This window comes from Geodermatophilus sabuli (genome assembly GCF_010686765.1).
Classification (GTDB): Bacteria; Actinomycetota; Actinomycetes; order Mycobacteriales; family Geodermatophilaceae; genus Geodermatophilus; species Geodermatophilus sabuli_A.
The window spans coordinates 133300-156308 of sequence record NZ_JAAGWF010000015.1 but is presented as its reverse complement, the minus strand read 5'-3'; the positions used below and the strand labels follow the sequence as shown (position 1 = coordinate 156308).

The following is a 23009-nucleotide window of genomic DNA, read 5'->3' as shown; positions in this document are numbered from 1 at the left end:
CGGAGGACGACCGCTGTCGGCTTGCTGGAACGGCCCCGCTGCAGGGACCCGCGCCGAGCGTGGGGGGCAGCGGGGTCCTTCACCACACCCGGGAGCGCTCGACCAGGGCCGTCGTCGAGTGCCCGTCCAGGTAGGGCAGGACGACGGCCTGGCCACCCCAGCGCCGCAGGACCGCGGCCTCGGGCAGGTCGGTGCCGGCGTAGTCCCCGCCCTTGGCCCACACGTCGGGACGCAGCCGCTCGAGCACCTCGGCCGGGGTGTCCTCGTCGAAGACCACCACGGCGTCGACGAACTCCAGCGCCTCCAGCACCCGCGCCCGGTCGGGAGCGGTGACCAGCGGCCGGGTCGGGCCCTTGAGCCGGCGCACCGAGGCGTCGGAGTTGATGCAGACGACCAGGCAGTCGCCGAGGCCGCGAGCCGCGCGCAGGGTGGCGACGTGGCCGGCGTGCAGCAGGTCGAAGCACCCGCCGGTCGCCACCACGGTGCCCCCGGCGGCCCGCACGCCCGCGAGCAGCGCGTCGACGTCCGAGACGGGCGCCGGACCAGGAACGGCGTCCTGGCGAGGCCGGTCCCACGCCGAGGCCCCGCCGCGCCCGACGAACGCCGACGCGGCCGCGACCGCCCCGGCCACCGCCTCGCCGGTCACGGCGCCCTCGGCCAGCAGCACCGCCGCAGCCGCCGCGAAGGAGTCCCCGGCACCGCAGGCGTCCCCGCCGACCACCGGCACGGCGGGCACGACCATCGGCGCACCCTCCCCGTAGGAGAGCAGCGCGCCGCGGGCCCCCAGCGTCACCGACACCGCGCCCACGCCCCAGTGCCGGATGAGTGCCTCCGCGCGGGCCCCGACCGCTTCCAGCCCGTCACCGGTGGCCGCGACCCCGGTCGCGGAGGCCACCCGTGCGGCCTCGGACCCGTTGGGCGTCACCAGCCGGGCGCTGGGCACCGGATCGGCACCGCGCGGGTGCGGATCCCAGACCAGGGGGCCGCCCGCCTCGGCCAGTGCGGCCCGTACGGACGGGTCCGCCGTCGTCCCCCGGCCGTAGTCGGCCACCAGCACGGCCGCCGCCTGCCGGAGCACCGCCCCGACCTCCGCGGGGAGCGCGCCGAGGGTGACCACCGGATCGCCCCGGTCGATCCGGACGACGGAGTGGTCGCCCACCCGCACCCGCTGCTTGACCGCCGTGCCGCCCGTCGCTGGGATCTCCACCAGGCGCACCCGGCCGGCCAGCAGCGCGCGCAGCCGGTCGGCGCCCTCGTCGTCGGCCATGGGCGTGACCAGCACGACCTCGCGGGAGGTGGACCGGGCCGCGATCACCGCGGCGAGCGCCGCACCGCCGGGGCGCTCCCGCGTCTCGACGTCCTCGACCACCGGCACCGGCGCGTCGGGGGTCAGCCGGGACGCCGTCCCGACCAGGTCGACGTCGAGGAGCGCGTCGCCGACGACGACCAGCGGACCGCCGGCGCTCACTGCGCCACCCCGAGCCGGCTCTGCGGGACGCGGGCCGGCTCGGCGAGCACCGCGGCGTCGAAGGCCGCGCACACCAGGTGCAGCGCGACCAGGTGGCACTCCTGCACGGTCGCCGTCCACGGGGAGTCGATGCAGACCGCGTCGTCGGCGACCGCGGCCAGGGGGTTGGGTGCCGGGCCGGTCATCGCCAGCACGGTGATGCCGCACTCCCGAGCACGGCGGGCGGCCGCGACGGCGTTGGGGCTGCGGCCGGACGTCGACAGCAGCACCAGCACGTCACCGGCCCGGCCGTGCGCCTCCACCTGGCGGGCGAACAGCTCGTCGGCCGGGTAGTCGTTGGCGATCGCGGTCAGCGACGACGTCTCCGCGGTCAGGCAGATCGCGGAGAACGGCGGCCGGTCGGCGCGGTACCGGCCGACCAGCTCGGCGGTCAGGTGCTGCGCCTGGGCCGCGCTGCCGCCGTTGCCGGCGGCCAGCAGCCGTCCACGCCCCGAGCCGCACAGCACGTCGGCGAGCCGCTGCCCCCACCTGTCGAGGGCGTCGAGCTGCGCGTTCAGCGAGCCCAGTGCCGACGTCAGGGAGGCGACGTGGTCGGCGCCGGTCAGGTGCGTGCAGGCGTCCGGCGAGACGACCTCACCGGCCGAGTGGGGAGCGACGGTCATCGGGCAGCCTCCATGGCGACGCGGCCGGTGAGCACCTGCCGGTAGACGGTCTCGGTGTCGGCGACCACGCGCTCCCACCGGTAGCGGGAGCGGGCGCGGCGCACCCCGGCAGCGCCGTAGGCGGCGCGGCGGGCGTCGTCGGCCAGCAGCCCGGCCACCGCGGCGCCGATCGCCGCGGGGTCCCGGGGCGGGACCAGGACGCCGGTGACTCCGTCGGCGACGGAGTCCTGCAGCCCACCGACGGCGGTGGCGACGACCGGGCGGCCGCAGGCCATCGCCTCGAGCGGGGTGATCCCGAAGGGCTCGTACCAGGGCACGGCCAGGACGACGTCGGCCGAGCGGATCCAGGCCGGGACGTCGGCCCGCGCCACCGCGCCGGTGAACACCAGCCGGTCCGCGACGCCGGCCTCGGTGGCCACCGCCCGGAGCCGGCGCACCTCCGGGTCGCCGTCCAGCTGCTCGGCCGGGGGTCCGCCGACGACGACCAGCTCGGTGTCGGGCACCGCGGCCAGCGCCCGGACGGCGTCGTCCTGCCCCTTGCGCTCGACCAGCCGGCCGAGCACGAGCAGTCGCCGGCGGTCGGAACGCGGCGCGACCCCACCCCGGGGCGTGAAGACGCCGGTGTCCACGCCGCACGGCACGATCGAGACCCGCTCGCTGGGCAGCCCCAGCCGGCGCAGTTCGAAGACCTCGTCGGTGCAGGTGGCCACCACGTGGGTGACGGTCCGGCACAGCGACCGCTCCAGCTGCACCCGCTGGGCCGGCGAGGGGTCGGCCGCGCCCTGGTGGCGCCGCTTGACCGAGCCGAGGGCGTGGAAGGTCTGCACGATCGGGATCCCCCCCGCCCCCGACCCCGGACCCGCCGCCGCGACCGAGGCCAGCCCGCTCATCCAGAAGTGCGCGTGCACGAGGTCCGGGGACCCGGTGGACCAGGTGCGCCGCAGCTGCGACGCGAACTCGGGCATGTGCTGCAGCAGGTCGTCCTTGGGCAGCAGCCGCGCCGGGCCGGCCGGCACGTGCGCGACGTCGTAGCCGTCGGCCACCGTCACCCGCTCGGGCTGGTCGGGGTCCTCGCGACGGGTGTGCACGGTGACCTCGTGCCCGCGCCGGGCGAGGCCCGCGGCCAGGGCGGCGACGTGCACGTTCTGCCCGCCGGCGTCCACCCCGCCGATCGCCGCGAGCGGGCTCGCGTGCTCGCTGACCAGGTCGATCCTCATCGGCTCTCCTCGCCCAGCCGGTCGGTCCTCATCGGACCACCTCCTCGAGCAGTCGGTCCCAGTCGGCCAGGAAGCGCGTCAGGCCGTAGCGCTCCAGGGCGGCCGCGCGGGCGGCCTTCCCGGCCAGCCGGGCGGCGTCCTCGTCGTGCAGGAAGGTGGCGACCGCACTCCAGAGACGCTCCGGGTCGGTCGAGAGCACGCCCGCGTCGGCCGGCACCGCCTCGACCGCCTCGGTGGTGGCCAGCCCGACGACCGGCAGCCCGAGGTGCATGGCCTCCAGCAGCGAGAGCCCCAGCGACGTCCACCGCACGGGGTGCACGTACACCCGGCGGCGGGCCAGCTCGGCGTGCATCGCGGCCTGCGGGGGGTCGTCGTGGAGGGCGACGCGGTCGGGGTCGAGGCCGTACCGCTCGTGCAGCCCGCTCAGGCCCATGCCGAAGACGTCGACCGGTGCGACCGCGGCCAGCCCGGGGAGCAGGTCGGCGCCGACGGTGCGGCCGCGGCGGACCGGCTCGTTGGTGACGACGGCGGCGCGGGCCAGCTCGCCGGTGTAGCGCTCTCCCGGGTCGACGATGCCGTGCTCGATGACCGTCGTCGGCGCCCGGCCGTTGTCGTAGAAGAGCCGGTTGAAGTGGGTGACGTGGGCGATCGGGATGTCGTCGCGGTCGGCCAGCGGGTGCCGGGTGTGCGGCACCGGCCCGTCGCCGGGTTCGAGGCCGGGCGCGTTGTGCTCGAGGAAGACGGCGGGCAGGTCGCGGCCCGGCTCGCGGCCCAGCCACTCCCGGACCAGCTCGAGGTCCCGGGTGCGCTGCAGGACGACGACGTCGATCTCCTCGTCCCGCAGTACCTCGGGGGTCACCTCACGAGCCGACGCGGGCCAGTCCCAGGTGCGGGCGCGCCCCAGCCCGTCCGGACCGCGATCGGGGGTGACCGGCAGCAGGTACTCGTGCCGGCCCTGGACGAACGCCGTCGTCCAGGAGCCGTGCACGTGCCAGAGCAGGACGTTCACGCGGCTCCCACCTTCTCGACGGCGGCGACGACGTCGGCCGCGGTGACCGACGACAGACAGGGGTGCCCCGGCACCGGGCACTCGCGGGCGCGGCTGCCCCGGCACGCGGCGTCCTGGTCGCCGAGCAGCACCGTCGGCACGCCGTACGGGGCCCACCGCGCGGCCGGCACGACCGGCGAGAACAGCGACACGACCGGCGTCCCGACGGCGGCGGCCAGGTGCGCCGGCCCGGTGTTGCCGACGACGACCGCAGCGGCGCCGTCGAGCAGGGCCGCCATCTCCGGCAGCGTGGTGGCACCGCCGAGGTCGACCCCGCGGGCGCCGGCCACGGCGGCGGTGAGCTCGCGCTCGCCCGGCCCACCCGTCACGAGCACCCGGTGCCCGGCGTCGGCGAGCGCCTCGACGGCCTCGGCGCAGCGCTGCGCCGGCCAGGCCCGCGCGGGGACCGAGGCGCCGGGGTGCAGCACGACGTAACCGGGCGGGTGCGCCACGGGGGGCAGCGGCCGGCGCACCGCCAGCCGGCCGTCGTCGCCGGCCGGCAGGTCGAACCCGGCGGCGCGGGCGAGGGAGAGTGCGCGCTCGGGCTCGGGCAGGTCGTCCTCCACCCGGTGGCGGACGTCGAGCAGGGACCCGGGGTAGTCGACGCTGATCGCCGAGATCCGCGGCACACCCGCGGCACGCAGCACCAGGGCCAGCGGCAGCGGGGACTGGTGGAACGACGTGGAGACGACCGCCTCGTCCGGGGCCAGGGCGCGCACGCGCTCGGTCAGGGCGGCGAGGTCGGCGGCGTCCACCGGGGGCGGGTCACCGAGGATCCAGGGGCACGACCAGGGCCATACCTCGTCCACCCCGGGCAGCAGCGCCGCGGCCTCGGCGCCGGCCGGACCGGCCAGGAACACCACCCGGTCGGCGCCCGCCGCCACCGCGCGGACCAGGGGGCCCTGCAGGAGCACGTCGCCGGCGTTGTCGAGTCGGGCGACCAGCACCGTCCGCGGGCGGTTCACCACTCCCCCGCCAGGACGTCGCCGACCGCCTCGGTCAGCGTGGCCGCTCGGCGGGGAGCTGCGGCGACCTCGGCCTTCCGGGTCACCGGTGTGGGCACCAGGATCCCGACGGCTCCGGCCGCCGCGGCTGCCTCGACGTCGGCGCCGATGTCCCCGATGACCACGCAACGGGCGGGGTCGACGTCCAGCTCCGCGCAGGCCGCCTTCACCATGCCGGGCGCGGGCTTGCGGCAGCTGCAGCCGTCGTCGGGCCCGTGCGGGCAGACCTGGACGGTGTCGAAGGGGCCGAGGAGTTCGGCCAGCCGGGCCATGCAGGCGTCCACCTGGTCGCGGGTGATCAGTCCGCGGGCCACCCCCGACTGGTTGCTCACCACGCCGATCCGGACGCCGCGGGCGCGCAGTGCGTCGACCGCCTCCCGGGCGCCCGGTACCGGCTTCACGAACTCCGGGTCGCCGTTGTACGGGTAGTCGCGCACGAGGGTGCCGTCGCGGTCGAAGAGCACCAGGTCGGGCAGCCCGCGCCAGGGCCGCACCCGCCGGTGCCGCACGACCCCCCGGAGCCAGTGCCACGTCGCCAGCGGGGGGATGGCGGCGCTGGTGAGGCTCATCGAGGTCACTTCGGCGCGGGTGCGCGGTCCGGATGCGATGCGCGCCCAGGCGAACTCGGCCGTCCCGGCGAGCCAGAAGCCGGCGGCGATGGCCGCGGCCCGGGGCCGGCGCGCAGCGGCTGAGCCGAGGGCGGCCAGGGCGGCAGCGGTCACGGCCGTGTGCTGGGGACGTCGGCCCAGCGGGGCGTCGGCGCGTGCCCGCCAGTCGGGCCCGTGCAGTCGGCGCATGAGGACGTCGTCGGCGTTGCCGGCCTGCACGCGCACGCTCACCCAGCGGTCGACCGGCCGCACCGGGTGGGTGATCCAGCGCTGCCCGCGGACGAGCCGCGCACCGGTGTCCATCACCCGCAGCGCCAGGTCGGAGTCCTCCCGGAAGGCGCGGCGGAACCGTTCGTCGAAGCCCCCGACCGCGGCGAGGGCGGCGCGGCGGTAGGCCAGGTCGGCGGTGATCCAGGAGCTGGTCGCCAGGCCGGCGGTGCCACGCTCCCAGTCGGTCGGACGGCGGTCCCCGGGCAGCGGCACGCGGACCCGGCCCTGACTGCCGGCCACGTCCGGCGGGAGGTCGCGGAGATCGGTGGCCAGCCGCTCGTACCAGTCGGGGTCGGGGACGACGTCGTCGTCGAGGAAGGCGATCCACTCGGTGCGGGCGGTCCGCCAGCCGAGGTTCCGGGCCCGCGCGGGGCCACCGCCCCCGGTCCGCACCACGCGCACCGGTGGGAGGCCGGCGCGTCCAGGGCGGAGCGGGGCACCGGACGGGCGGTCGTCGACCAGCACCAGCTCGGCCGGGCGGGGGCCCTGAGCCTCCGCCAGCGCGTCGAGGAGCAGGTCGAGCGAGGGTCGGCCGAGGGTCGGCACGACCACGGAGCAGCGCTCGATCCCTCCCTGCATGATCACGTCCTGCCCGGCCCCGGCACCGGGGAAACACTACGGGCTTGAAGTGTCCCCTGGACGGAGGAAAGACCCCGTCCTCCCGGCCCCTCGCAGGCTCGGGGACCGGGCCTGCTTCAGCGACGGGTCCTGGCGGCCGCGGAGACCCGGGCCAGGGCGTCGGTGACCACCGTCGCGTCGTTCCCCAGGAGGGTGAGCAGGTGTGCGACGAGCTCGTCGTGGGTCGGGGTCGCGGCGTCCACCGTGGCCCGCCCGGCGGGAGTGAGGCGGGCGTGCAGCAGCCGCTTGTCCCCGGCCGACCGTTCGCGGACGACCAGCCCCTCGGCCACCAGCCGCGTCACCGTGCTGGTCACACCGGCCCGGGACAGTCCGAGCGCCTCGGCGACCTCCCCCATGGTGGCCCGCTCGCCGGGCGCCTCGCCGATCCGCCGCAACGCCTCGAAGCCGGTGAGGGAGATGCCGTGCTGGCGGTGCAGTGCCGAGTCGACACGACGGGTGATCCGGTCGTGCACCTGGACGATCCGCAACCACGTCTCGGCCGGCCGCGGGGTGACGCCGGGCAGGTCGGCGGCATCCAGGGGGACCTCGGGGAGGTCGGCGGCATCCGGCGGGACGTCGGGGGCGGGACGGAGATCCTGCGCGAGGGCGTCCTCGGGGTGGGGCACCCCTCCATCGTCGCCGACGTCCGGCTCAGGCGCCCCCGGGAGACGCCGGCGCACCGGCGCGTCGGCCGCGGCGCCCCGTGACGGCGGCCAGGCCCGTGCCCGCCGTCAGCAGCGCCGCCCCGGCGGCGAGCAGCGGCCACGAGACGCCGTCCGCACCACCGGTGAGCGGAGCCGCCGCGGCGGCCGGGACGGCGGCGGGTCGGGTGCCGGCCGCCGTGCCGCTGCCGGGGAAGACCGGGACGGGCATCGGCGCCACGTCACCCGGGACCTCGACCGGCGGCGTGCCGGCCGCGGGCACCTCACCGGCCGCCGGCACCTCCCCAGCCGTGGGCACCTCACCGCCGGAGGCCGGCACCTCGCCGGCGGCCGGGGGCACCTCACCGGCGGCCGTGGGGACCTCACCGCCGGCCGTCGACGGCGCGATCGCGGCGCAGTCCTCGAGGGCGGGCCGGGTGAAGCTGAAGCCGTCGAGCTCGTCGACGTACCGGGTGCCCGAGCCGTCGAGCGCCGCGTACGCCAGGTACGGGTCGATGGTCTCGCCCCAGTCGACGTCGCCCGTGGCCAGCACCACGACCGCGCCGGGCTGCACCTCGCCGACGTCCTCGCCGTCGTGCGCGCGGCTGGTGGACAGGGTGACGGCGTAGGCGACGGTGCCGCCGGTCACCTCGACGACCACGCCGCCGGGGCGGCAGCTGGGCCCGTGGGTGACGCGGGCGTCCGGCCGGGCCGGGTCGTCCACGGCGAGCGCGGGTGCGGCGCCGGCGACGCCGGCGCACAGCAGGACCCCGAACAGGCCCATGACGGTGGCGACGTGGGGCACGATGCCCCGCCCGGCCGGAGGGGGAGCATCGGGATGAGAGAGGACCTGGGCATGCGGCCGGGCATGTGGACGAGGCCTGGATCCGACCGGCACGTACTTCCCCCTGGAGCTCTTGCTCGCCGGCGCATCCTCGATGCGGCGGTGCGCTCCCATGATGACGCCCGGGGTGCCTCGTTGACCGCCAGTTACCGGTCAGTCGCGCGTGTCGGTGCGGCGTGTCGACATATTTCCGATCCGGTCTCGTCCGGGTCCTGTGACCCGGGCCTCACTACGGTGTCCCGGTGGATCGAGCAGCGGGTCCGGGGCGCCGCCGGCAGGACGACGTCTACCGCGCCGGGGTGTACGGCCGGCTCCCCCAGGTGCCCGTCGCGGCCGCCGCCCTGCAGCGGCGGGCGCGCCGGCGGCTGACCGCCCGCGCCTACTCCTACGTGGCTGGCGGCGCCGGGTCCGAGGCGACCCAGCGGGCCAACCGGGCGGCGTTCGACCGGTGGGCGGTCGTCCCCCGGGTGCTGCGGGACGTCAGCGTCCGGGACACCACGGTGGAGCTGTTCGGCCGGCGGCTGCCCGCGCCGGTGCTGGTTGGCCCGGTCGGCGCGCTGGAGCTGGTGCACGCCGACGCCGACCGCGCCGTGGCCCGCGCCGTGGCGGCTCTGGGCGTGCCGATGGTCTTCTCCAACCAGGCGTCGGTGCCGATGGAGGACTGCGCCGCCGTGATGGGCGACGCGCCGCGGTGGTTCCAGCTGTACTGGTCGACGTCCGATGAGCTGGTCGAGAGCCTGCTGGGCCGCGCCGAGGCCAGCGGGTGCGAGGCGCTGGTGGTGACCCTGGACACCACGATGCTCGGCTGGCGCCCGCGCGATCTCGATCTCGGCCACCTCCCGTTCGCCCTCGGCAAGGGCATCGCGCAGTACACCTCCGACCCGGTGTTCCGCCGCCTGGTGGCCGAGCGGGCGGCGGCGACGGCGGCACCCGCGCCGGCTCAGCCCGGGACGGCGGCCCGGCGGGACCGGCAGCCGCTGCCGACGCTCGCCGCGGTGCGGGCCCTCGTGGGCATGGCGCGGGCCTGGCCCGGACCGCTCCGGGAGAACCTGCGCTCACCCCTCCCACGGGCCGCCGTCGAGACCTTCCTGTCGATCTACTCGCGGCCCTCGATCACCTGGGCCGACCTCGCCTGGCTGCGCAGCCGCACCCGGCTGCCGATCCTGCTCAAGGGCGTCCTGCACCCCGACGACGCCCGGCGGGCGCTGGACGAGGGGGTGGACGGGGTCGTGGTGAGCACCCACGGCGGCCGCCAGGTGGACCGCTCGATCGCCGCGCTGGACGCGCTGCCCGACGTCGTCGACGCCGTCGCCGACCGGGCTCCGGTCCTGCTCGACAGCGGGGTGCGCAGCGGTGCCGACGTCCTGACCGCGGTGGCGCTCGGTGCCCGGGCCGTGCTGCTCGGCCGGCCGTTCGTCTGGGGGCTCGGGCTGGCCGGCGAGGCGGGGGTGCGGCAGGTGGTGTCCGACGTCGTGGCGGAGTTCGACCTCACCCTCGGGCTGACCGGGCACACCGCCGTCGGGCAGCTCTCCCGGGACGTGCTGCGCCGCGTCGGCTGACCCCCCGCGGACTCCCGGCGCCGAAAGTCCGCCGGGGCGGTTTGGGGAGCCGGGCTCCGGGTCACGACGGCGGCACCTTCCGCCGTCGAGGACGCCGGCACCCGCTGCCGAGGAGGCCCCGCGTGAGTGCTCCGTCCCTGCGCGCCGAGCTGTTCCGGCGCAAGCCCGTGGCCGCGATGGTCGACGAGACCGGCGCCGAGGCGCCCGACGGCGGGGCGCTGGCCCGCCGGATCGGCCCGGCGCAGCTGATGAGCTTCGGCATCGGCGCCACCATCGGCACCGGCATCTTCTTCGTCCTGAGCTCCGCGGTCCCCGAGGCCGGTCCCGCGGTCGTGGTCTCCTTCGTCCTCGCCGCCGTCACGGCCGGCTTCACCGCGCTCTGCTACGCCGAGCTGGCCTCCACCATCCCGGTGGCCGGCTCGTCCTACTCCTACGCCTACGCGACCCTCGGCGAGGTCGTCGCCTACGTCGTGGGCTGGTGCCTGGTGCTGGAGTACGCGGTCAGCTCGGCCGCGGTCGCCGTGGGCTGGAGCGAGTACCTCGACGAGCTGCTCGACGACACCATCGGCGTCCGCATCCCCGACGCGCTGTCGGCCGCACCGGGGGCCGGCGGCGTGGTCAACCTGCCCGCCATCGTGCTGGTGACCCTGTGCGCGCTCCTGCTCATCCGGGGCGCGAGCGAGTCCGCCCGCGCCAACGCGGTGATGGTGGTGATCAAGGTCCTGGTCCTGCTGTTCTTCTCGGCGATCGCCTTCTCCGCGTTCACGTCGGACAACTACGCGCCCTTCGCACCGCTGGGCGTGGCCGGGATCAGCGCCGCCGCCTCGTCGATCTTCTTCTCGTTCATCGGCCTGGACGCCGTCTCCACCGCCGGGGAGGAGGTGCGCAACCCGCGCCGGACCCTGCCGGTGGCCATCATCGGCGCTCTCCTCGTCGTGACGACGGTCTACCTGCTGGTCGCGTTCTCGGCGGTGGGCGCCCAGCCGGCCGCGGAGTTCGAGGGTCAGGAGGCGGGCCTGGCGGTCATCCTCGAGGACGTCACCGGCTCCCGGTGGCCGGCCATCGTGCTGGCCGCGGGGGCGGTCGTCTCGATCTTCTCGGTGACGCTCGTGACCATGTACGGGCAGACCCGGATCCTGTTCGCGATGAGCCGGGACGGGATGATCCCGTCACTGTTCAGCCGCGTGGACCCGCGCACGCTCACCCCCGTCCGCGGCACCGTCGCGGTGGCCCTGTTCGTGGGTGTGCTGGCCGGCTTCGTCCCGCTGGACTTCCTCATCGACCTGACCAGCATGGGCACGCTGGTCGCGTTCACCGTCGTCTCGATCGGCGTCGTGGTGCTCCGCCGCACCCAGCCGGACCTCCCCCGCGGCTTCCGCGTGCCGGGCTACCCGGTGGTCCCGGTCCTGTCGGTCGCGTTCTGCCTCTACCTCGTCTACGGGCTGCCGGGGACGACGTGGGCGCTGTTCGGGATCTGGCTGGCCATCGCCGCGGTCGTCTACGTCACCTACGCCCGCACCCACTCCACGCTCCGGACGCCGCGGTGACCCTCGTCGTCGGCTCGTCGGTCGACCGGTCCGACGACGCCGCGCTCCAGCTGGCCGGGGTGCTGGCGCGCACCGCCGGGGAGGACGTCGTCGTCGCGACCGTGACCGCCCGCGGCTTCCCCGACCCCCGCGCCGACCGGGAGTACCGCCAGTGGGTCGCCGGCGTCGTGCGCGCCGGCCAGGACGCCGCCGTCGCGACCCTGGTCGCCGCCGGGGTGGACGCCGTCCGCACGGTCACGGTGGAGGCGACGTCGGTGCCCGCAGGGCTGGTCAGCGCGGTGCGCGAGGCGCAGGGCTCGCTGCTCGTGCTGGGCCCCGCTGCCACCGCACCGGCCGGGCGGTTCCAGGCCGGCAGCGTCACCGAGCACCTCCTGCACTCCTCGCCGGTGCCCCTGGCGCTGGCTCCTGCCCCGTGCCCGCCGGCGGATCGGCTGACCCGGCTCTCCTGCGCCTGGGCCGGGACCGACCGCTCACGGGCCGCCCTGGACTGGACGCGGCGGGCGGCCGCGGCGTGGGACGTGCCGGTGCGGCTGCTCACGTTCGCCCCGGAGCGGGAGCCGATGCTGCCGTCCGAGACCGGCCTGCACGTGGAGCGGCTGGTCAGCGGCACCTGGGCCGGCCAGGCGCAGCAGGAGCTCGACGCCCTCGCCGCCGCGTGGACCGGCCCCGGCGCGGCACCGGAGACGCTCGTGGCCGGCGGCCGCGGGTGGGCCGGGGCGGTCGCCGCCGTCCCCTGGCGGCCGGGCGACCTGCTGGTCCTGGGCAGCTCCCGGCTGGGCCCGCTCGCCCGGGTGTTCCTGGGCTCGACGGCGACGAAGATCGTCCGGTCCGCACCCGTTCCGGTCGTCCTCGTACCCGCGTGAGGGAATGGTCCGACACGCCGCGCCGGGGTTGACCGTCCCGTGTGGCGTGGGTCACAGTGGAGGCAGGGCGGGGGTAGCCGGCAATGAATGGCCACCCACTGCTGGGTGGACCGACCAACGCGGCCAGACCGTCAGGACCGGCCCCCCGCCCCACATCCTCCCGGCGCGTCCCGGCGCTCAGTCGCGGGTCAGCGCGGCGTCCGCGGCTGCCTGCTGGGACGGGGGACCGCGGGGGCCGACGCGGCGGCGCTGACGACGTCCTGGGAGAACATCGCGGCCCCGCTCTCCGAGGAGACGAGGCCGCGGTGCTGTCTCAACCAGACGTGCACCCGAAGGGATTCGAACCCCTAACCTTCTGATCCGTAGTCAGATGCTCTATCCGTTGAGCTACGGGTGCCGGTGTTCAGTTGTCGTGCGCGGAGGCTCCGGGATTTGAACCCGGGATGGGGATTAACCCAAACCGCATTAGCAGTGCGGCGCCATAGACCGGACTAGGCGAAGCCTCCCGGGGTCCGAGTCCCCCCGGAACCACCGAGAGACGAGACTACCAGCGCCCCCACCGACGCCCGCAGCCCGGGTCGGGCCGCCTCGCGTCCCCGCCCCGCCCGAGTGGGACGACGTGGTGGCGATCGAGCCACGATGGCCACCACGTCGCCACCCTCGGCGCCATCAGGCGGGCACAGACGTCCGCATCGCGCCGGCAGCGGTGCCCCACCGGCCGGGCACCAGCGTGGCCGCCACCGCCAGCGCCGCCCCGCCGACGGCGAGCAGCAGGCTGCCGTTCACCCCGGCCGGCCCCTCGATCAGCGCCCCGCCCAGCGCGGCGCCCACCGCCGAGGAGCCGGTGGCCATCGTCGACAGCCAGGTGAAGGCCTCCGTGGCGGCGTGCGCGGGGGCGATCGTGCCGACCAGCGAGTTCTGCACGGTCAGCGTCGGGGCGATCGCCGTCCCGCCGAGGAACAGCAGGGCACCGAGCACCCACGGGCTCGACGCCGCGGTCAGGGGCGCCAGCCCGATCGTCACGCCCAGCAGCAGCCACCGGTACTGGCGGGGCAGCGCGACGCTGACCACCCGGGCGCCGAACCAGAGCCCGCCGGCGACCGAGCCGAGTGACCACAGGGCGAGCAGGACGCCGGACATCCCGGGGGAGCCCGCCTCGTCGGCGAAGGCCGGGATGGCCACCTCGAGGGCGCCGAAGCCGAGCATCAGCGCCGACCCGCTGGCCAGCACCCGCGGCATCCCGGGCGCGAGCACGGTCGCGAGGGGTCCGCGGCGGTCGAGCGCGGGAGCGGGCACCCAGTCGCCCAGGGCACGCGAGGTGGCGATGCCCAGGGCGCCACCGGTGGCCAGCACGCCCGCGACCCCGAGGGCCCAGGCGGGGGCGGCCAGCACGGCGAGCACCGCCACCACGGTCGGGCCGGCGACGAAGACCAGCTCGGTGGCGGTGGCGTCGAGCGCGTAGGCGGTGGTGCGTACCCGCGGGTCGACCCGCGACCACAGCGCGCGGACCGTCCCCGACACCAGCGGCGTGCCGGCTCCCGCGGCCGCCGAGGCGACCACGACCGCCGCGACCGGCGCGCCGCCGAGGACGGCGGCCACCAGCAGCGCCAGGAGCACCGGGTAGGCCGCGGCCTGGACGAGCAGCACCGGGCGCGGCGACCGACGGTCGGCCAGCCGCCCGAGCACCGGCGCCATGCCGGCCATGGCCAGCCCGTAGGTGGCCGCCGCGAGTCCGGCGACCGCGTACGAACCGGTCTGCTCCTGCACCATGAGCAGCAGCGCCAGCGGCACCATGGCGGAGGGGAGACGGCCGGCGAAGCCCGCGAGCAGGAGCACGGGGGCGGACGGCAGCCGCCAGACAGTCAGGTACGCACGCACGACGAGCTCACTTCGACAGGCCCAGCAGAGGGAAGAGTAGGGAGTCAAACGGTGTTGACCCCCTACACACTAGGGACGGGGCGGTAGGGAGTCAAATGAACTACGACACCTACGGGTCGAACGCGGTCGAGCTGGCCATCGACCTGGCCAACGCCGAGCGCGACGACCCGAAGTGGGCCACCGCCTTCCTCGGCGCCCACGCCGAGTGGTTCGAGCCGGCGGCGTCCTTCGACCTCTCCGCCGACGGCAGCCGGCAGGCCGAGCGCACCGCCGACCTCATCCGCGCCGTCGCCGTGGCGGGCTCGCAGGCCGAGGTGATCGACCGGCTCAACGCCCTGCTCGCGCTCGCCTCGCCGCAGCCCTACGCGACCGACCACGACGGCGAGCTGCACCTGCACTACGCCCGTCCGGACGTGCCCGTGCTCGAGCAGCTGACCACGACGGTCGCGATGGGCCTGTCGCAGGTCGTCGTCCAGCACGGCTGGCAGCGCCTGGGGGTGTGCTCGGCCGAGGGCTGCGACGACGTCTACGTCGACACCTCGCGCAACGCCAGCCGCCGCTACTGCTCCAACACCTGCGCCAGCCGGTCGACCGTCGCGGCCTACCGCGCCCGCCGCAAGGAAGAGGACCCCGCTGCCGCCCACCGCTCGCAGGCTCCCGGCGGGACGCTGGAGCGGGGCCGGGACGGGGCAGCCGAGGCTCGCGGACTCCGCTAGCGTCCGGCGGCATGCGGAGCGCCCACGACTGGGATGCCCGCCTGCACTCCCTCGTCAGCGGCCTGCCCACCTCCCGCGCTGATCCGTGGCTGCGCCGGCTGTCGACCGCGGCCGACCACGGCAAGCTGTGGATCGTCGTCGGCGTGGTGCTGGGCCTGCGCCGGGGGCAGTGGCGCCGGGCAGCGGTCCGCGGCCTGGGCTCCATGGCGGTGTCGAGCGCCCTGGTCAACGCCCTCCTCAAGCGGGTCTTCGGACGGCGGCGACCGGACCTGGGCGCGCACCCGGTCGACCGGTTGCTGCGCCGCTCGCTGACCACCCACTCCTTCCCCAGCGGGCACTCGGCGTCGGCGGGCGCGTTCGTCACCGGCGTCGCGCTGGAGGCCCCGCTCGCCGGGGCCGGGCTCGCGCCGCTGGCCCTGGGGGTGGGCTACTCGCGGGTGCACGTCGGCGTGCACTACCCCGGGGACGTCGTCGCCGGACTGGCCGTGGGTGCCGCCGTCGCCGCGGGCAGCCGGCTGTGGTGGCGGGTGCGGCCGACGACGCCCGCGCGGGTGCGGCCCGCCGCCACGGGCGCCCCGCTGCCGGACGGCGAGGGACTGGTGGTCGCGGTGAACCCGCGCTCCGGGGACGAGGACTACGACCCGGCGGAGGACATCCGGCGGCTGCTCCCCCGCGCCGAGGTGCTCGAGATCGGGCCCGGGGGCGGGGTGGCCGAGCTGCTCGGCGAGGCCGCGGGCTCGGGGCGGGCCCGCGCGCTCGGCGTGGCCGGCGGCGACGGCAGCGTGGCGGCCGCCGCCGCGGTGGCCCTCGAGCACCGGCTGCCCCTCGCCGTGCTGCCGGCCGGCACCCTCAACCACTTCGCCCGCGACCTGGGCGTGCACACCCTCGAGCACGCGGCCGAGGCGGTGACGGTGGGCTCGACCGTCGAGGTGGACGTCGCCGAGGTCAACGGGACGCCGTTCCTCAACACCGCGAGCATCGGCAGCTACCCGGAGATGGTCCGCCGCCGCGACGCGCTGTCGGGCCGGCTGGGCAAGTGGGCGGCGATGACCGTGGCCGCCGCCCAGACCCTCCACCGTGGGACGCCGGTGTCGCTGCTGCTCGACGACCGCCCGGTGCTGGTCTGGATCCTGTTCGTCGGCAACTGCCGCTACACCCCGCGCGGACTGGCCCCGGCCTGGCGCCCCCGGCTCGAGGACGGCCTGCTCGACGTCCAGTACCTGCGGGCCGACGTCCGTCTCAGCCGGACCCGCGCGGTGCTCGGCTCGCTGCTGGCCATCAGCGACCGCAGCTCCGGCTACGCGGACACGCAGGTGGCGCAGGTGCGCGTGGTCTCCCGGTCGGGTCCGCTGCAGGTGGCCTATGACGGCGAGACCGGCGAGCGGGCGACCGAGTTCTCGTTCCGCAAGCGAGCGAGGCTCACCGTCTACTGCTGCCGCACGGACTGACCGGCCCGGACGACGTCGCTGACCGAGCGGAGTCGCGGCGATCTCACTACGGTCCGAGCAGGGGTGTCCCGGCCTGGGCCGGGCACCGGAGCACACGAGATCCCCGACGAAAGAGGTTCCTCCATGTTGGTCCGCCGGATCGCCCGGCCGTTGCTCGCCTCGTCGTTCGTCTACGGCGGCATCGACACCCTGCGCAACCCGCAGACGCGGGTGCCCGGTGCGCAGCCCGTGGTCGACCAGATCACCGAGCAGGCGGACAAGACGCTGCCGGTGCAGGTGCCGCGGGACGTCGAGCAGTGGGTCCGGATCGACGCGGGCGTGAAGGTCGCCGCCGGCTCGCTGTTCGCGCTCGGCAAGCTGCCCCGGCTGTCCGCGCTCGCCCTCGCCGGCAGCATCGTGCCGACCACGCTGGCCGGGCACCGCTTCTGGGAGCACGAGGACCCCAAGGAGCGCTTCGGCCAGCTGTCCCACTTCCTCAAGAACCTCGGCCTGCTCGGTGGGCTGCTGATCGCCGCGGTCGACACCGAGGGCAAGCCGTCGGTGGGCTACCGGGCGCGCCGGGCGGCGAAGCGCGCGGCCGAGGGCACCGAGCGCAGCTACGAGAAGGCCCAGAAGCGCGCGGCCAAGGCCCACAAGAAGGCCGAGCGGCGGGCGAAGAAGGCGGCCCGCTGAGCTCTCCACTCCCGCCCGCGGCCGCGCTCCGGAGGATCGCCTTCCTCCTGGAGCGCGCCCGCGAGCCCACGCACCGGGTGTCGGCGTTCCGCACCGCCGCCGCCGTCGTCGACACCCTCGGCCCCGAGGAGCTCGACCGGCGGATCCGCACGCGGACGCTCACCGACCTCAAGGGCATCGGCCCCAAGACCGGTGCGGCGATCGTGCAGGCGCATGCCGGCGAGGTGCCCGAGTACCTGGCCCGCCTGGAGGAGACGCACGGCGAGCTCACGCCGCTGGCCGACGACGTCGCCGAGTTCCGCGCCGCGCTCCGCGGTGACCTGCACGTGCACTCGGACTGGTCGGACGGCGGCAGCCCGATCCGGGAGATGGCCGAGGCCGCCATCGGGCTGGGGCACGAGTACATGGCGCTGACCGACCACTCGCCCCGGCTGACCGTCGCCAACGGCCTGTCTCCCGAGCGGCTGGAACGGCAGCTGGACGTCGTCGCGCAGCTGAACGAGGAGCTCGCGCCGTTCCGGATCCTCACCGGCATCGAGTGCGACATCAACCTCGACGGCTCCCTCGACCAGACCGAGGAGCTGCTCGGCCGGCTCGACGTCGTCGTCGCGAGCGTCCACTCGGACCTGCGGGCGGAGTCGGCCGCCATGACCGAGCGGATGCTGCGGGCGGTGGCCGACCCGCACACCGACGTCCTGGGGCACTGCACCGGGCGGCTGCTCATCCCGCGCGAGCAGCGGGAGGGACGCCGTCAGCGGCCGCGACCGGAGAGCACCTTCGACGCCGAGGCGGTCTTCACCGCCTGCGTCGAGCACGGCACCGCGGTCGAGATCAACTCCCGGCCGGAGCGGCTGGACCCGCCACTGCGGCTGCTGCACCTGGCGGTGGAGCTGGGCTGCGAGTTCGCCGTCGACACCGACGCCCACGCCCCCGGCCAGCTGGACTGGCAGGGCAACGGCTGCGAACGGGCCGTGGAGGTCGGCGTCCCGGTCGATCGGGTGGTCAACACCTGGCCGGCCGCCCGCCTGCTGGCCTGGACGGAGTGACCCGCTCGACACGCCCGACGGTGACGCTACGTGCTCGACCAGCCGCCACACGGTGACAGCGACCTGCACAGATGCGCTTCGGAGCAAGTGACCGATCACACGATGTGATGTCGGACACGGCGCGTCACGAGCCCGTGCGCGATGGGGTTGACCCCCATCGGCCCCCTCGGGAGGGTCCCGCCCACGTGACCGGCGGGGACGATCCGGTCTTCCCACCTCGTCCCCACGCGTGGATGGGGGCAGTGTGGTCCTGGCAGGCGGCACCGCGATGTCGTCGCCCCGCAGCGCGCCGCTGACGGGAGCGACGCCAGGCGCTCCCCTGCCCACGGCCGGTCACCGCTGGCTCCGGCGGGCGGTGCTCGGCCTGCTGTTGGTGGCCGGCACGTGGGTGCTGCTGCTGGTCCTCGCAGGCCGGGCCCACGCGGGGACGACCGCCACCGCGGGCGACGCCGCACAGCCAGTGGGCGGTGCAGGGGCCGCCGCCGCGGAGAGTTGGCCCGGATACGCCGACGTGCCGCCCGCGGACGCCGGGAGCGGAGCTCCCGGAGGGATCGGGCAGCCGGACCGCGGTGACCAGACCGACGGCGCCCCGGTCCCCCCGCCGGTCGACGTCCCGCCCGCTGACGTCCCGCCGGTCGACGTCCCGCCGGTCGACGTCCCGCCGGTCGACGTCCCGCCGGTCGACGTCCCGCCCGTCGACGTCCCGCCGGTCGACGTCCCGCCCGTCGACGTCCCCCCGGTCGACGCCCCGCCCGTCGACGTCCCCCCGGTCGACGCCCCGCCCGTCGACGCCCCGCCGCTGGACGAGGACCCGCCGTTGGAGGTCCCGCCGGTCGACGCCCCGCCGGTGGACGAGGTCCCGCCGGCAGCGGTCCCCGATCCGGCCGCGACGCCTGCGGGCCCCGCCACCGCCGGCGAGGCCACGCCGGCGGACGCCGCGTCGACGCCCCCGGTCCTCCCCGACCTGGTCCGGTCCGAGGACGGCACCGTGCCGGCCGAGCTGCCCGCCACGCTCGGCATCGCGGCCACCCACCCGCCCGAGACGCCGCCCACCCTCTGCGCGGTCAGTCCCGCTCCCACCGGTCCGACCGGCCGGGCCGAGGCCTCCCCGGCCTCTCCGGCCTCCGCGGCCACCAGCCGTCAGGTGCGCGCCGTCGTGCGACCCGCGGTCGTCCTGGCGACCGTGTCGCCGATCGTCCCGGCCGAGGCCCCGGCGCCCGTCGCCCCCCTCGCCCCCGACCGGCAGCTGCCGCCCGCTCCACCGGTACCCGTGCCGTCGGCGCCCACGGCGACCGGCTCCTGCGGTACCGCCGTGTCCGGGACCAACCAGGACGGCGCTGCCGCGGTGCCACTCGCGGTGCTGCACGCCTGGCGCGCGGCAGCGGAGGCCGCGGCCTCGGTGCCCGTCCGTGCCGGCGCTGCCGACTCCACCGCCGGGGACGCCGTTGCTCCTGGGGTCCGACCGGACTGAGCTGCGGTCCGCGCCACCCGCCGTGCCGCGGGTGTGCTGCCGTCGACGTCCCGTACAGCTCGGGTCCGGCTCTGGCCGGTCACCCCACCGGGGCTCCGCGTCCCCCGTGCACGACCTCGCGCAACGCCCGTCGAGGACGTGACCAGATCAGCAGGCAGACCGTCGCGCATCCCCACCCGCGGCGCCGTGACCCGCGCAGAACCGCGCAGGAGGACATCGTGAGAAGTCAGCAACACCAGGACCGGGTCGCCGTCGTCGGCTACGGCTACTGGGGCTCCAAGCACGTGCGCGTGCTCAGCAGCATGCCCGGGGTGGCCGTCACCGTCGTCGACGCGAACCCCGACCGGCTCGCCGAGGCAGCGGCCCACCACCCGATGGCGACGTTGGCCACCTGCCTCGACGACGTCCTGGACGACATCGACGCCGTCATCGTCGCCACGCCCCCGGGTGCCCACGCGGCCGTCGCCCGGCAGGCGCTCGAGGCGGCCAAGCACGTGCTGGTCGAGAAGCCCCTCACGACGTCCGTCTGGGACGCCGAACTGCTCGTCGAGGCCGCCGCCCGGCGCCGCGTCCACCTCATGGTGGGCCACACGTTCGAGTACAACGCCGCGGTCTGGAAGCTGCGGGAGCTCGTCCGGTCGGGAGCCCTGGGCCGGGTCCTGTACGTGGACACCGCCCGGCTGAGCCTGGGTCGCTACCAGAGCGACGTCAACGTCATCTGGGACCTCGCCCCGCACGACATCTCCATCGTCAGCTACATCCTCGACGAGATGCCGTCCTCGACCGCGGTCTGGGCGCACTGCAACATCAGCAGCCAGCACGCCGACGTGGCCTACCTGCGCCTGGACTTCGAGCGCGCCAAGGTCCCGGCCTACGTCCACGTGAGCTGGCTGACCCCCAACAAGACCCGGCAGGTCACCGTCGTCGGTGAGCGGAAGATGGCCGTCTACGACGACCTGTCGGACAACGAACGGATCCGGGTCTACGACATCGGCGTCGACGTCGACGCGATCGACGACCCCACGGCGGCGCACGCGTTGCCGGTGTCCTACCGCACCGGTGACATCACGTCCCCGTACATCGCGTTCAAGGAGCCGTTGCTCGTCCAGGACGAGCACTTCCTGGACTGCATCCGGACCGGGGCGCGGCCCGACACCCCGGGAGAACGCGGCCTGGAGATCGTCCGGGTGCTGGAGGCGACGAACGAACTCCAGGGGGCGGCCCGCGACCTCGCCGGTGCGCTGCACGACCCGAGCGGCCTGGCGCCGGAGGCCGGCCGACCCGTGCTGGGCATGCGTCGCCGGCTCCCCAACCCCCCGCAGATCGCGTCATGACGCGGCACCCGATCCCGTTCCTCGACCTCGCCGGCGTGACCGAGTCACTCCGGGACGAGCTCGACCTGGCCTGGAAGTCCGTGGTGGCCCACGGCGGGTTCATCGGCGGCCCCGAGGTGGGCGAGTTCGAGGAGCAGTTCGCCGACTACTGCGGCACGCGGCACTGCGTCGGTGTCGCCAACGGCACGGACGCGCTCGAGCTGATCCTGGCCGGGCTCGGTGTCGGGCCGGGGGACGAGGTCGTCGTCCCTGCCAACACGTTCGTCGCCACGGCGGAGGCGGTGTGCGCCACGGGGGCACGACCGCGTTTCGTGGACGTGCTGCCGGACACGCTGGAGGTCGACCCCGATGCCGTCGCGGCGGCCATCGGTCCCCGGACCGTCGCGGTCATGGCCGTGCACCTGTTCGGCCAGATGGCGGACGTCGGGCGGCTGGCGCCGCTGGCCGCGCGGCACGGTCTGGCGCTCGTCGAGGACGCCGCCCAGGCGCACGGGGCCCGCTTCGGAGGACGACGGGCCGGCAGCGTGGGCGTCGCCGCCGCCTTCAGCTTCTACCCGGGCAAGAACCTGGGAGCGCTGGGGGACGCCGGGGCGGTGGTCACCGACGATCCCGACCTGAGCGCCCGCATCCGGCAGCTGGCCAACCACGGACGCGGCGGCGGCGGACACCACCTGCACCAGGTGCCCGGCCGGAACAGCCGGCTGGACACCCTCCAGGCTGCCGTGCTCTCCGCGAAGCTGCTCCACCTCGATCGGCACAACCGACACAGGAGTGCCCTGATGGACCGGTACCTCCACCACCTCCCCCTGGACCACCGGCCGCTGGCCCAGCACCGGCTGGCCGAGTCGGTGCACCACCTCGCGGTCGTCCAGGTGCCCGACCGCGAGGCCACGACGAGGGCACTGGACGCCGCCGGGATCGGCTGGGGCATCCACTATCCGGTGCCCTGTCACCTCCAGCCCGCCCTCGCCGGGTTCGCCGACGGGCCGCTGCCCGTGGCCGAGCACGCCGCACGGCACATCCTGTCGCTCCCGATGTCCCCGACCATGACCGCCGACCAGGTGGACACGGTCTGCGCCGTCCTGGGCCAGGTGACCCGGTGACCACCAGCACGAACGGCCGGAAGACCGCCGGCCGGCCCCGCAGGCCGGCCTCGGCCGAGGGTCGTGCCCCGAGCACCGATCCGCCCGCCCCCAACTTCATCGCTCCCGAGGCGCTCGCCCTCCCCGCCGAGGACGCGCGCACCGACGGCGCGGCACCGCTGGTCGGGCCCCGGCGACGCCGGCGGTTGACCCCGCGGAGGTGGACCGCCCTGGCCCTCCTGACCATGGTGCTGGTCGGCATCGGCGGGGCCACCGGCTGGTACGTCTGGGGGCAGCTGCCCGTGCGCTACGCGGCGCAGGCCGAGCTGCTGTACTCCCTGACCCAGGAGCAGCCGACCGGATTCCTCCGGGAGGACCGGAACCTCTCCACACAGCTGGTGCTGCTCGAGAGCCGGACGGTGCTCGACCCGGTGGCCGCGCAGTACGACGTGCCGGTCGAGGAGCTCTCCGACGCGTTCGAGGCCGGCGTCGTGAGCGAGAGCGAGGTGATCTCGCTACGGCTCACCGACGGCGATCGGGACAGCGTGCAGCCGATGCTCCAGTCGATCATCGACCAGTACCTGGCCGCGTCCGCCAACACCCAGCGGGCCGAGCTGCGCACCTACCTCGAGGGACAGCTGCAGGGCGTGGTCGACCAGATCGCGGCCCTGCGCGCCGATCCCGCGCGGCAGGGTGAGATCGACGCGCTGGCCCAGCGCGAGCAGGTGATCCGCGAGCAGCTCGACGAGGTGCGGTTCACCGAGCTGGCCGGTGCGGGCGCATCCGTGCTGACGCCTCCCTTCGCCGAGTCCGACCCGGTCAGTCCCAGCCGGGTGCAGGCCGTCGGGGCAGGAGCCGCCGCCGCGCTCCTCGTCGCGCTGCTCGGGGTCGCCGTCATCGCCCGCCGCTGGACGACTCCGTAGGCGGCGGCGTGACGCTCGCGGGGGGCACCCGTCCCCCACCTCCCCTGGCCGAGGCCCCGACCCGGACGGTCGCGCGCAGCTCCGCGACCG

The 23009-nt window shown here is 75.9% G+C and carries 20 protein-coding genes and 2 tRNA genes; 11 read left to right on the top strand and 11 right to left on the bottom strand.

Annotation, left to right across the window (positions count from 1 at the left end; all coding sequences use genetic code 11):
• Window positions 1-79: 79 nt before the first annotated feature.
• The 8 genes from rfaE2 to GCU56_RS14475 all read right to left on the bottom strand — a co-directional run bounded on the left by rfaE2 (window position 80) and on the right by GCU56_RS14475 (window position 8341).
• Window positions 80-1468: a D-glycero-beta-D-manno-heptose 1-phosphate adenylyltransferase gene (gene rfaE2 / locus GCU56_RS14510; protein ID WP_163482440.1), complete on the bottom strand. Its 1389-nt coding sequence runs from the start codon at window positions 1466-1468 to the stop codon at window positions 80-82.
• Window positions 1465-2130 carry a D-sedoheptulose-7-phosphate isomerase gene (locus GCU56_RS14505; protein WP_163482439.1) on the bottom strand — a complete coding sequence of 222 codons (666 nt, stop codon included), beginning with the start codon at window positions 2128-2130 and terminating at the stop codon, window positions 1465-1467. The genes rfaE2 and GCU56_RS14505 overlap by 4 nt, the downstream gene beginning before the upstream one ends.
• The gene (locus GCU56_RS14500) at window positions 2127-3347 is read right to left on the bottom strand and encodes a glycosyltransferase (protein WP_163482438.1); all 1221 of its coding nucleotides are present in this window, start codon (window positions 3345-3347) and stop codon (window positions 2127-2129) included. The genes GCU56_RS14505 and GCU56_RS14500 overlap by 4 nt, the downstream gene beginning before the upstream one ends.
• A 28-nt stretch (window positions 3348-3375) precedes the next feature.
• On the bottom strand, window positions 3376-4356 hold the full coding sequence (locus tag GCU56_RS14495; protein WP_163482437.1) for a glycosyltransferase: 981 nt from the start codon (window positions 4354-4356) through the stop codon (window positions 3376-3378).
• Entirely contained in the window at window positions 4353-5360 is a 1008-nt protein-coding gene (locus GCU56_RS14490; protein ID WP_345771848.1) for a glycosyltransferase family 9 protein, read from the bottom strand. The genes GCU56_RS14495 and GCU56_RS14490 overlap by 4 nt, the downstream gene beginning before the upstream one ends.
• A complete protein-coding gene (locus GCU56_RS14485; protein WP_163482436.1) occupies window positions 5357-6856 on the bottom strand; it encodes an HAD-IIIA family hydrolase in 1500 nt (499 codons plus the stop codon). The genes GCU56_RS14490 and GCU56_RS14485 overlap by 4 nt, the downstream gene beginning before the upstream one ends.
• 116 nt (window positions 6857-6972) lie before the next feature.
• Complete coding sequence (locus GCU56_RS14480) at window positions 6973-7521, bottom strand: MarR family transcriptional regulator (protein WP_163482435.1); 549 nt, start codon at window positions 7519-7521, stop codon at window positions 6973-6975.
• A 25-nt stretch (window positions 7522-7546) separates the two neighbouring features.
• Entirely contained in the window at window positions 7547-8341 is a 795-nt protein-coding gene (locus tag GCU56_RS14475; protein ID WP_163482434.1) for a hypothetical protein, read from the bottom strand.
• 281 nt (window positions 8342-8622) lie between these two features.
• On the opposite strand from GCU56_RS14475, the gene GCU56_RS14470 reads away from it, so the two are divergent.
• The 3 genes from GCU56_RS14470 to GCU56_RS14460 all read left to right on the top strand — a co-directional run bounded on the left by GCU56_RS14470 (window position 8623) and on the right by GCU56_RS14460 (window position 12349).
• Complete coding sequence (locus GCU56_RS14470; protein ID WP_163482433.1) at window positions 8623-9939, top strand: alpha-hydroxy-acid oxidizing protein; 1317 nt, start codon at window positions 8623-8625, stop codon at window positions 9937-9939.
• Between the two features lie 122 nt (window positions 9940-10061).
• Window positions 10062-11486, top strand: a complete 1425-nt coding sequence (locus GCU56_RS14465) for an amino acid permease (protein ID WP_345771847.1) — start codon at window positions 10062-10064, stop codon at window positions 11484-11486.
• Window positions 11483-12349 carry a universal stress protein gene (locus tag GCU56_RS14460; protein ID WP_163482432.1) on the top strand — a complete coding sequence of 289 codons (867 nt, stop codon included), beginning with the start codon at window positions 11483-11485 and terminating at the stop codon, window positions 12347-12349. The genes GCU56_RS14465 and GCU56_RS14460 overlap by 4 nt, the downstream gene beginning before the upstream one ends.
• A gap of 324 nt (window positions 12350-12673) precedes the next feature.
• On the opposite strand, the gene GCU56_RS14455 is transcribed toward GCU56_RS14460, so the two are convergent.
• From GCU56_RS14455 to GCU56_RS14445, 3 genes are all read right to left on the bottom strand, one after another.
• A tRNA-Arg gene (locus GCU56_RS14455) sits at window positions 12674-12746 on the bottom strand.
• A 20-nt stretch (window positions 12747-12766) separates the two neighbouring features.
• A tRNA-Ser gene (locus GCU56_RS14450) sits at window positions 12767-12855 on the bottom strand.
• Window positions 12856-13018: 163 nt separating this feature from the next.
• Window positions 13019-14227, bottom strand: coding sequence for an MFS transporter (locus GCU56_RS14445; protein WP_345771846.1), 1209 nt, complete (start codon window positions 14225-14227; stop codon window positions 13019-13021).
• Between the two features lie 95 nt (window positions 14228-14322).
• Between GCU56_RS14445 and GCU56_RS14440 the strand changes: the two genes are divergently transcribed.
• The 8 genes from GCU56_RS14440 to GCU56_RS14405 all read left to right on the top strand — a co-directional run bounded on the left by GCU56_RS14440 (window position 14323) and on the right by GCU56_RS14405 (window position 22919).
• Window positions 14323-14943, top strand: a complete 621-nt coding sequence (locus tag GCU56_RS14440; RefSeq protein WP_163482430.1) for a CGNR zinc finger domain-containing protein — start codon at window positions 14323-14325, stop codon at window positions 14941-14943.
• An 11-nt stretch (window positions 14944-14954) separates the two neighbouring features.
• Window positions 14955-16391 (top strand): bifunctional phosphatase PAP2/diacylglycerol kinase family protein, encoded by a 1437-nt coding sequence (locus tag GCU56_RS14435; RefSeq protein ID WP_163482429.1) that lies wholly within the window; start codon window positions 14955-14957, stop codon window positions 16389-16391.
• Between the two features lie 123 nt (window positions 16392-16514).
• Window positions 16515-17063 carry a DoxX family protein gene (locus GCU56_RS14430; protein ID WP_163482428.1) on the top strand — a complete coding sequence of 183 codons (549 nt, stop codon included), beginning with the start codon at window positions 16515-16517 and terminating at the stop codon, window positions 17061-17063.
• Window positions 17060-18109 (top strand): PHP domain-containing protein, encoded by a 1050-nt coding sequence (locus GCU56_RS14425; RefSeq protein ID WP_163482514.1) that lies wholly within the window; start codon window positions 17060-17062, stop codon window positions 18107-18109. The genes GCU56_RS14430 and GCU56_RS14425 overlap by 4 nt, the downstream gene beginning before the upstream one ends.
• 268 nt (window positions 18110-18377) lie before the next feature.
• Window positions 18378-19580: a hypothetical protein gene (locus tag GCU56_RS14420; protein WP_163482427.1), complete on the top strand. Its 1203-nt coding sequence runs from the start codon at window positions 18378-18380 to the stop codon at window positions 19578-19580.
• 218 nt (window positions 19581-19798) lie between these two features.
• On the top strand, window positions 19799-20914 hold the full coding sequence (locus GCU56_RS14415) for a Gfo/Idh/MocA family oxidoreductase (RefSeq protein WP_163482426.1): 1116 nt from the start codon (window positions 19799-19801) through the stop codon (window positions 20912-20914).
• Window positions 20911-22017: a DegT/DnrJ/EryC1/StrS family aminotransferase gene (locus GCU56_RS14410; protein ID WP_163482425.1), complete on the top strand. Its 1107-nt coding sequence runs from the start codon at window positions 20911-20913 to the stop codon at window positions 22015-22017. The genes GCU56_RS14415 and GCU56_RS14410 overlap by 4 nt, the downstream gene beginning before the upstream one ends.
• The gene (locus GCU56_RS14405) at window positions 22014-22919 is read left to right on the top strand and encodes a hypothetical protein (protein ID WP_163482424.1); all 906 of its coding nucleotides are present in this window, start codon (window positions 22014-22016) and stop codon (window positions 22917-22919) included. Before GCU56_RS14410 ends, GCU56_RS14405 begins: the two co-directional genes overlap by 4 nt.
• Window positions 22920-23009: the final 90 nt, after the last annotated feature.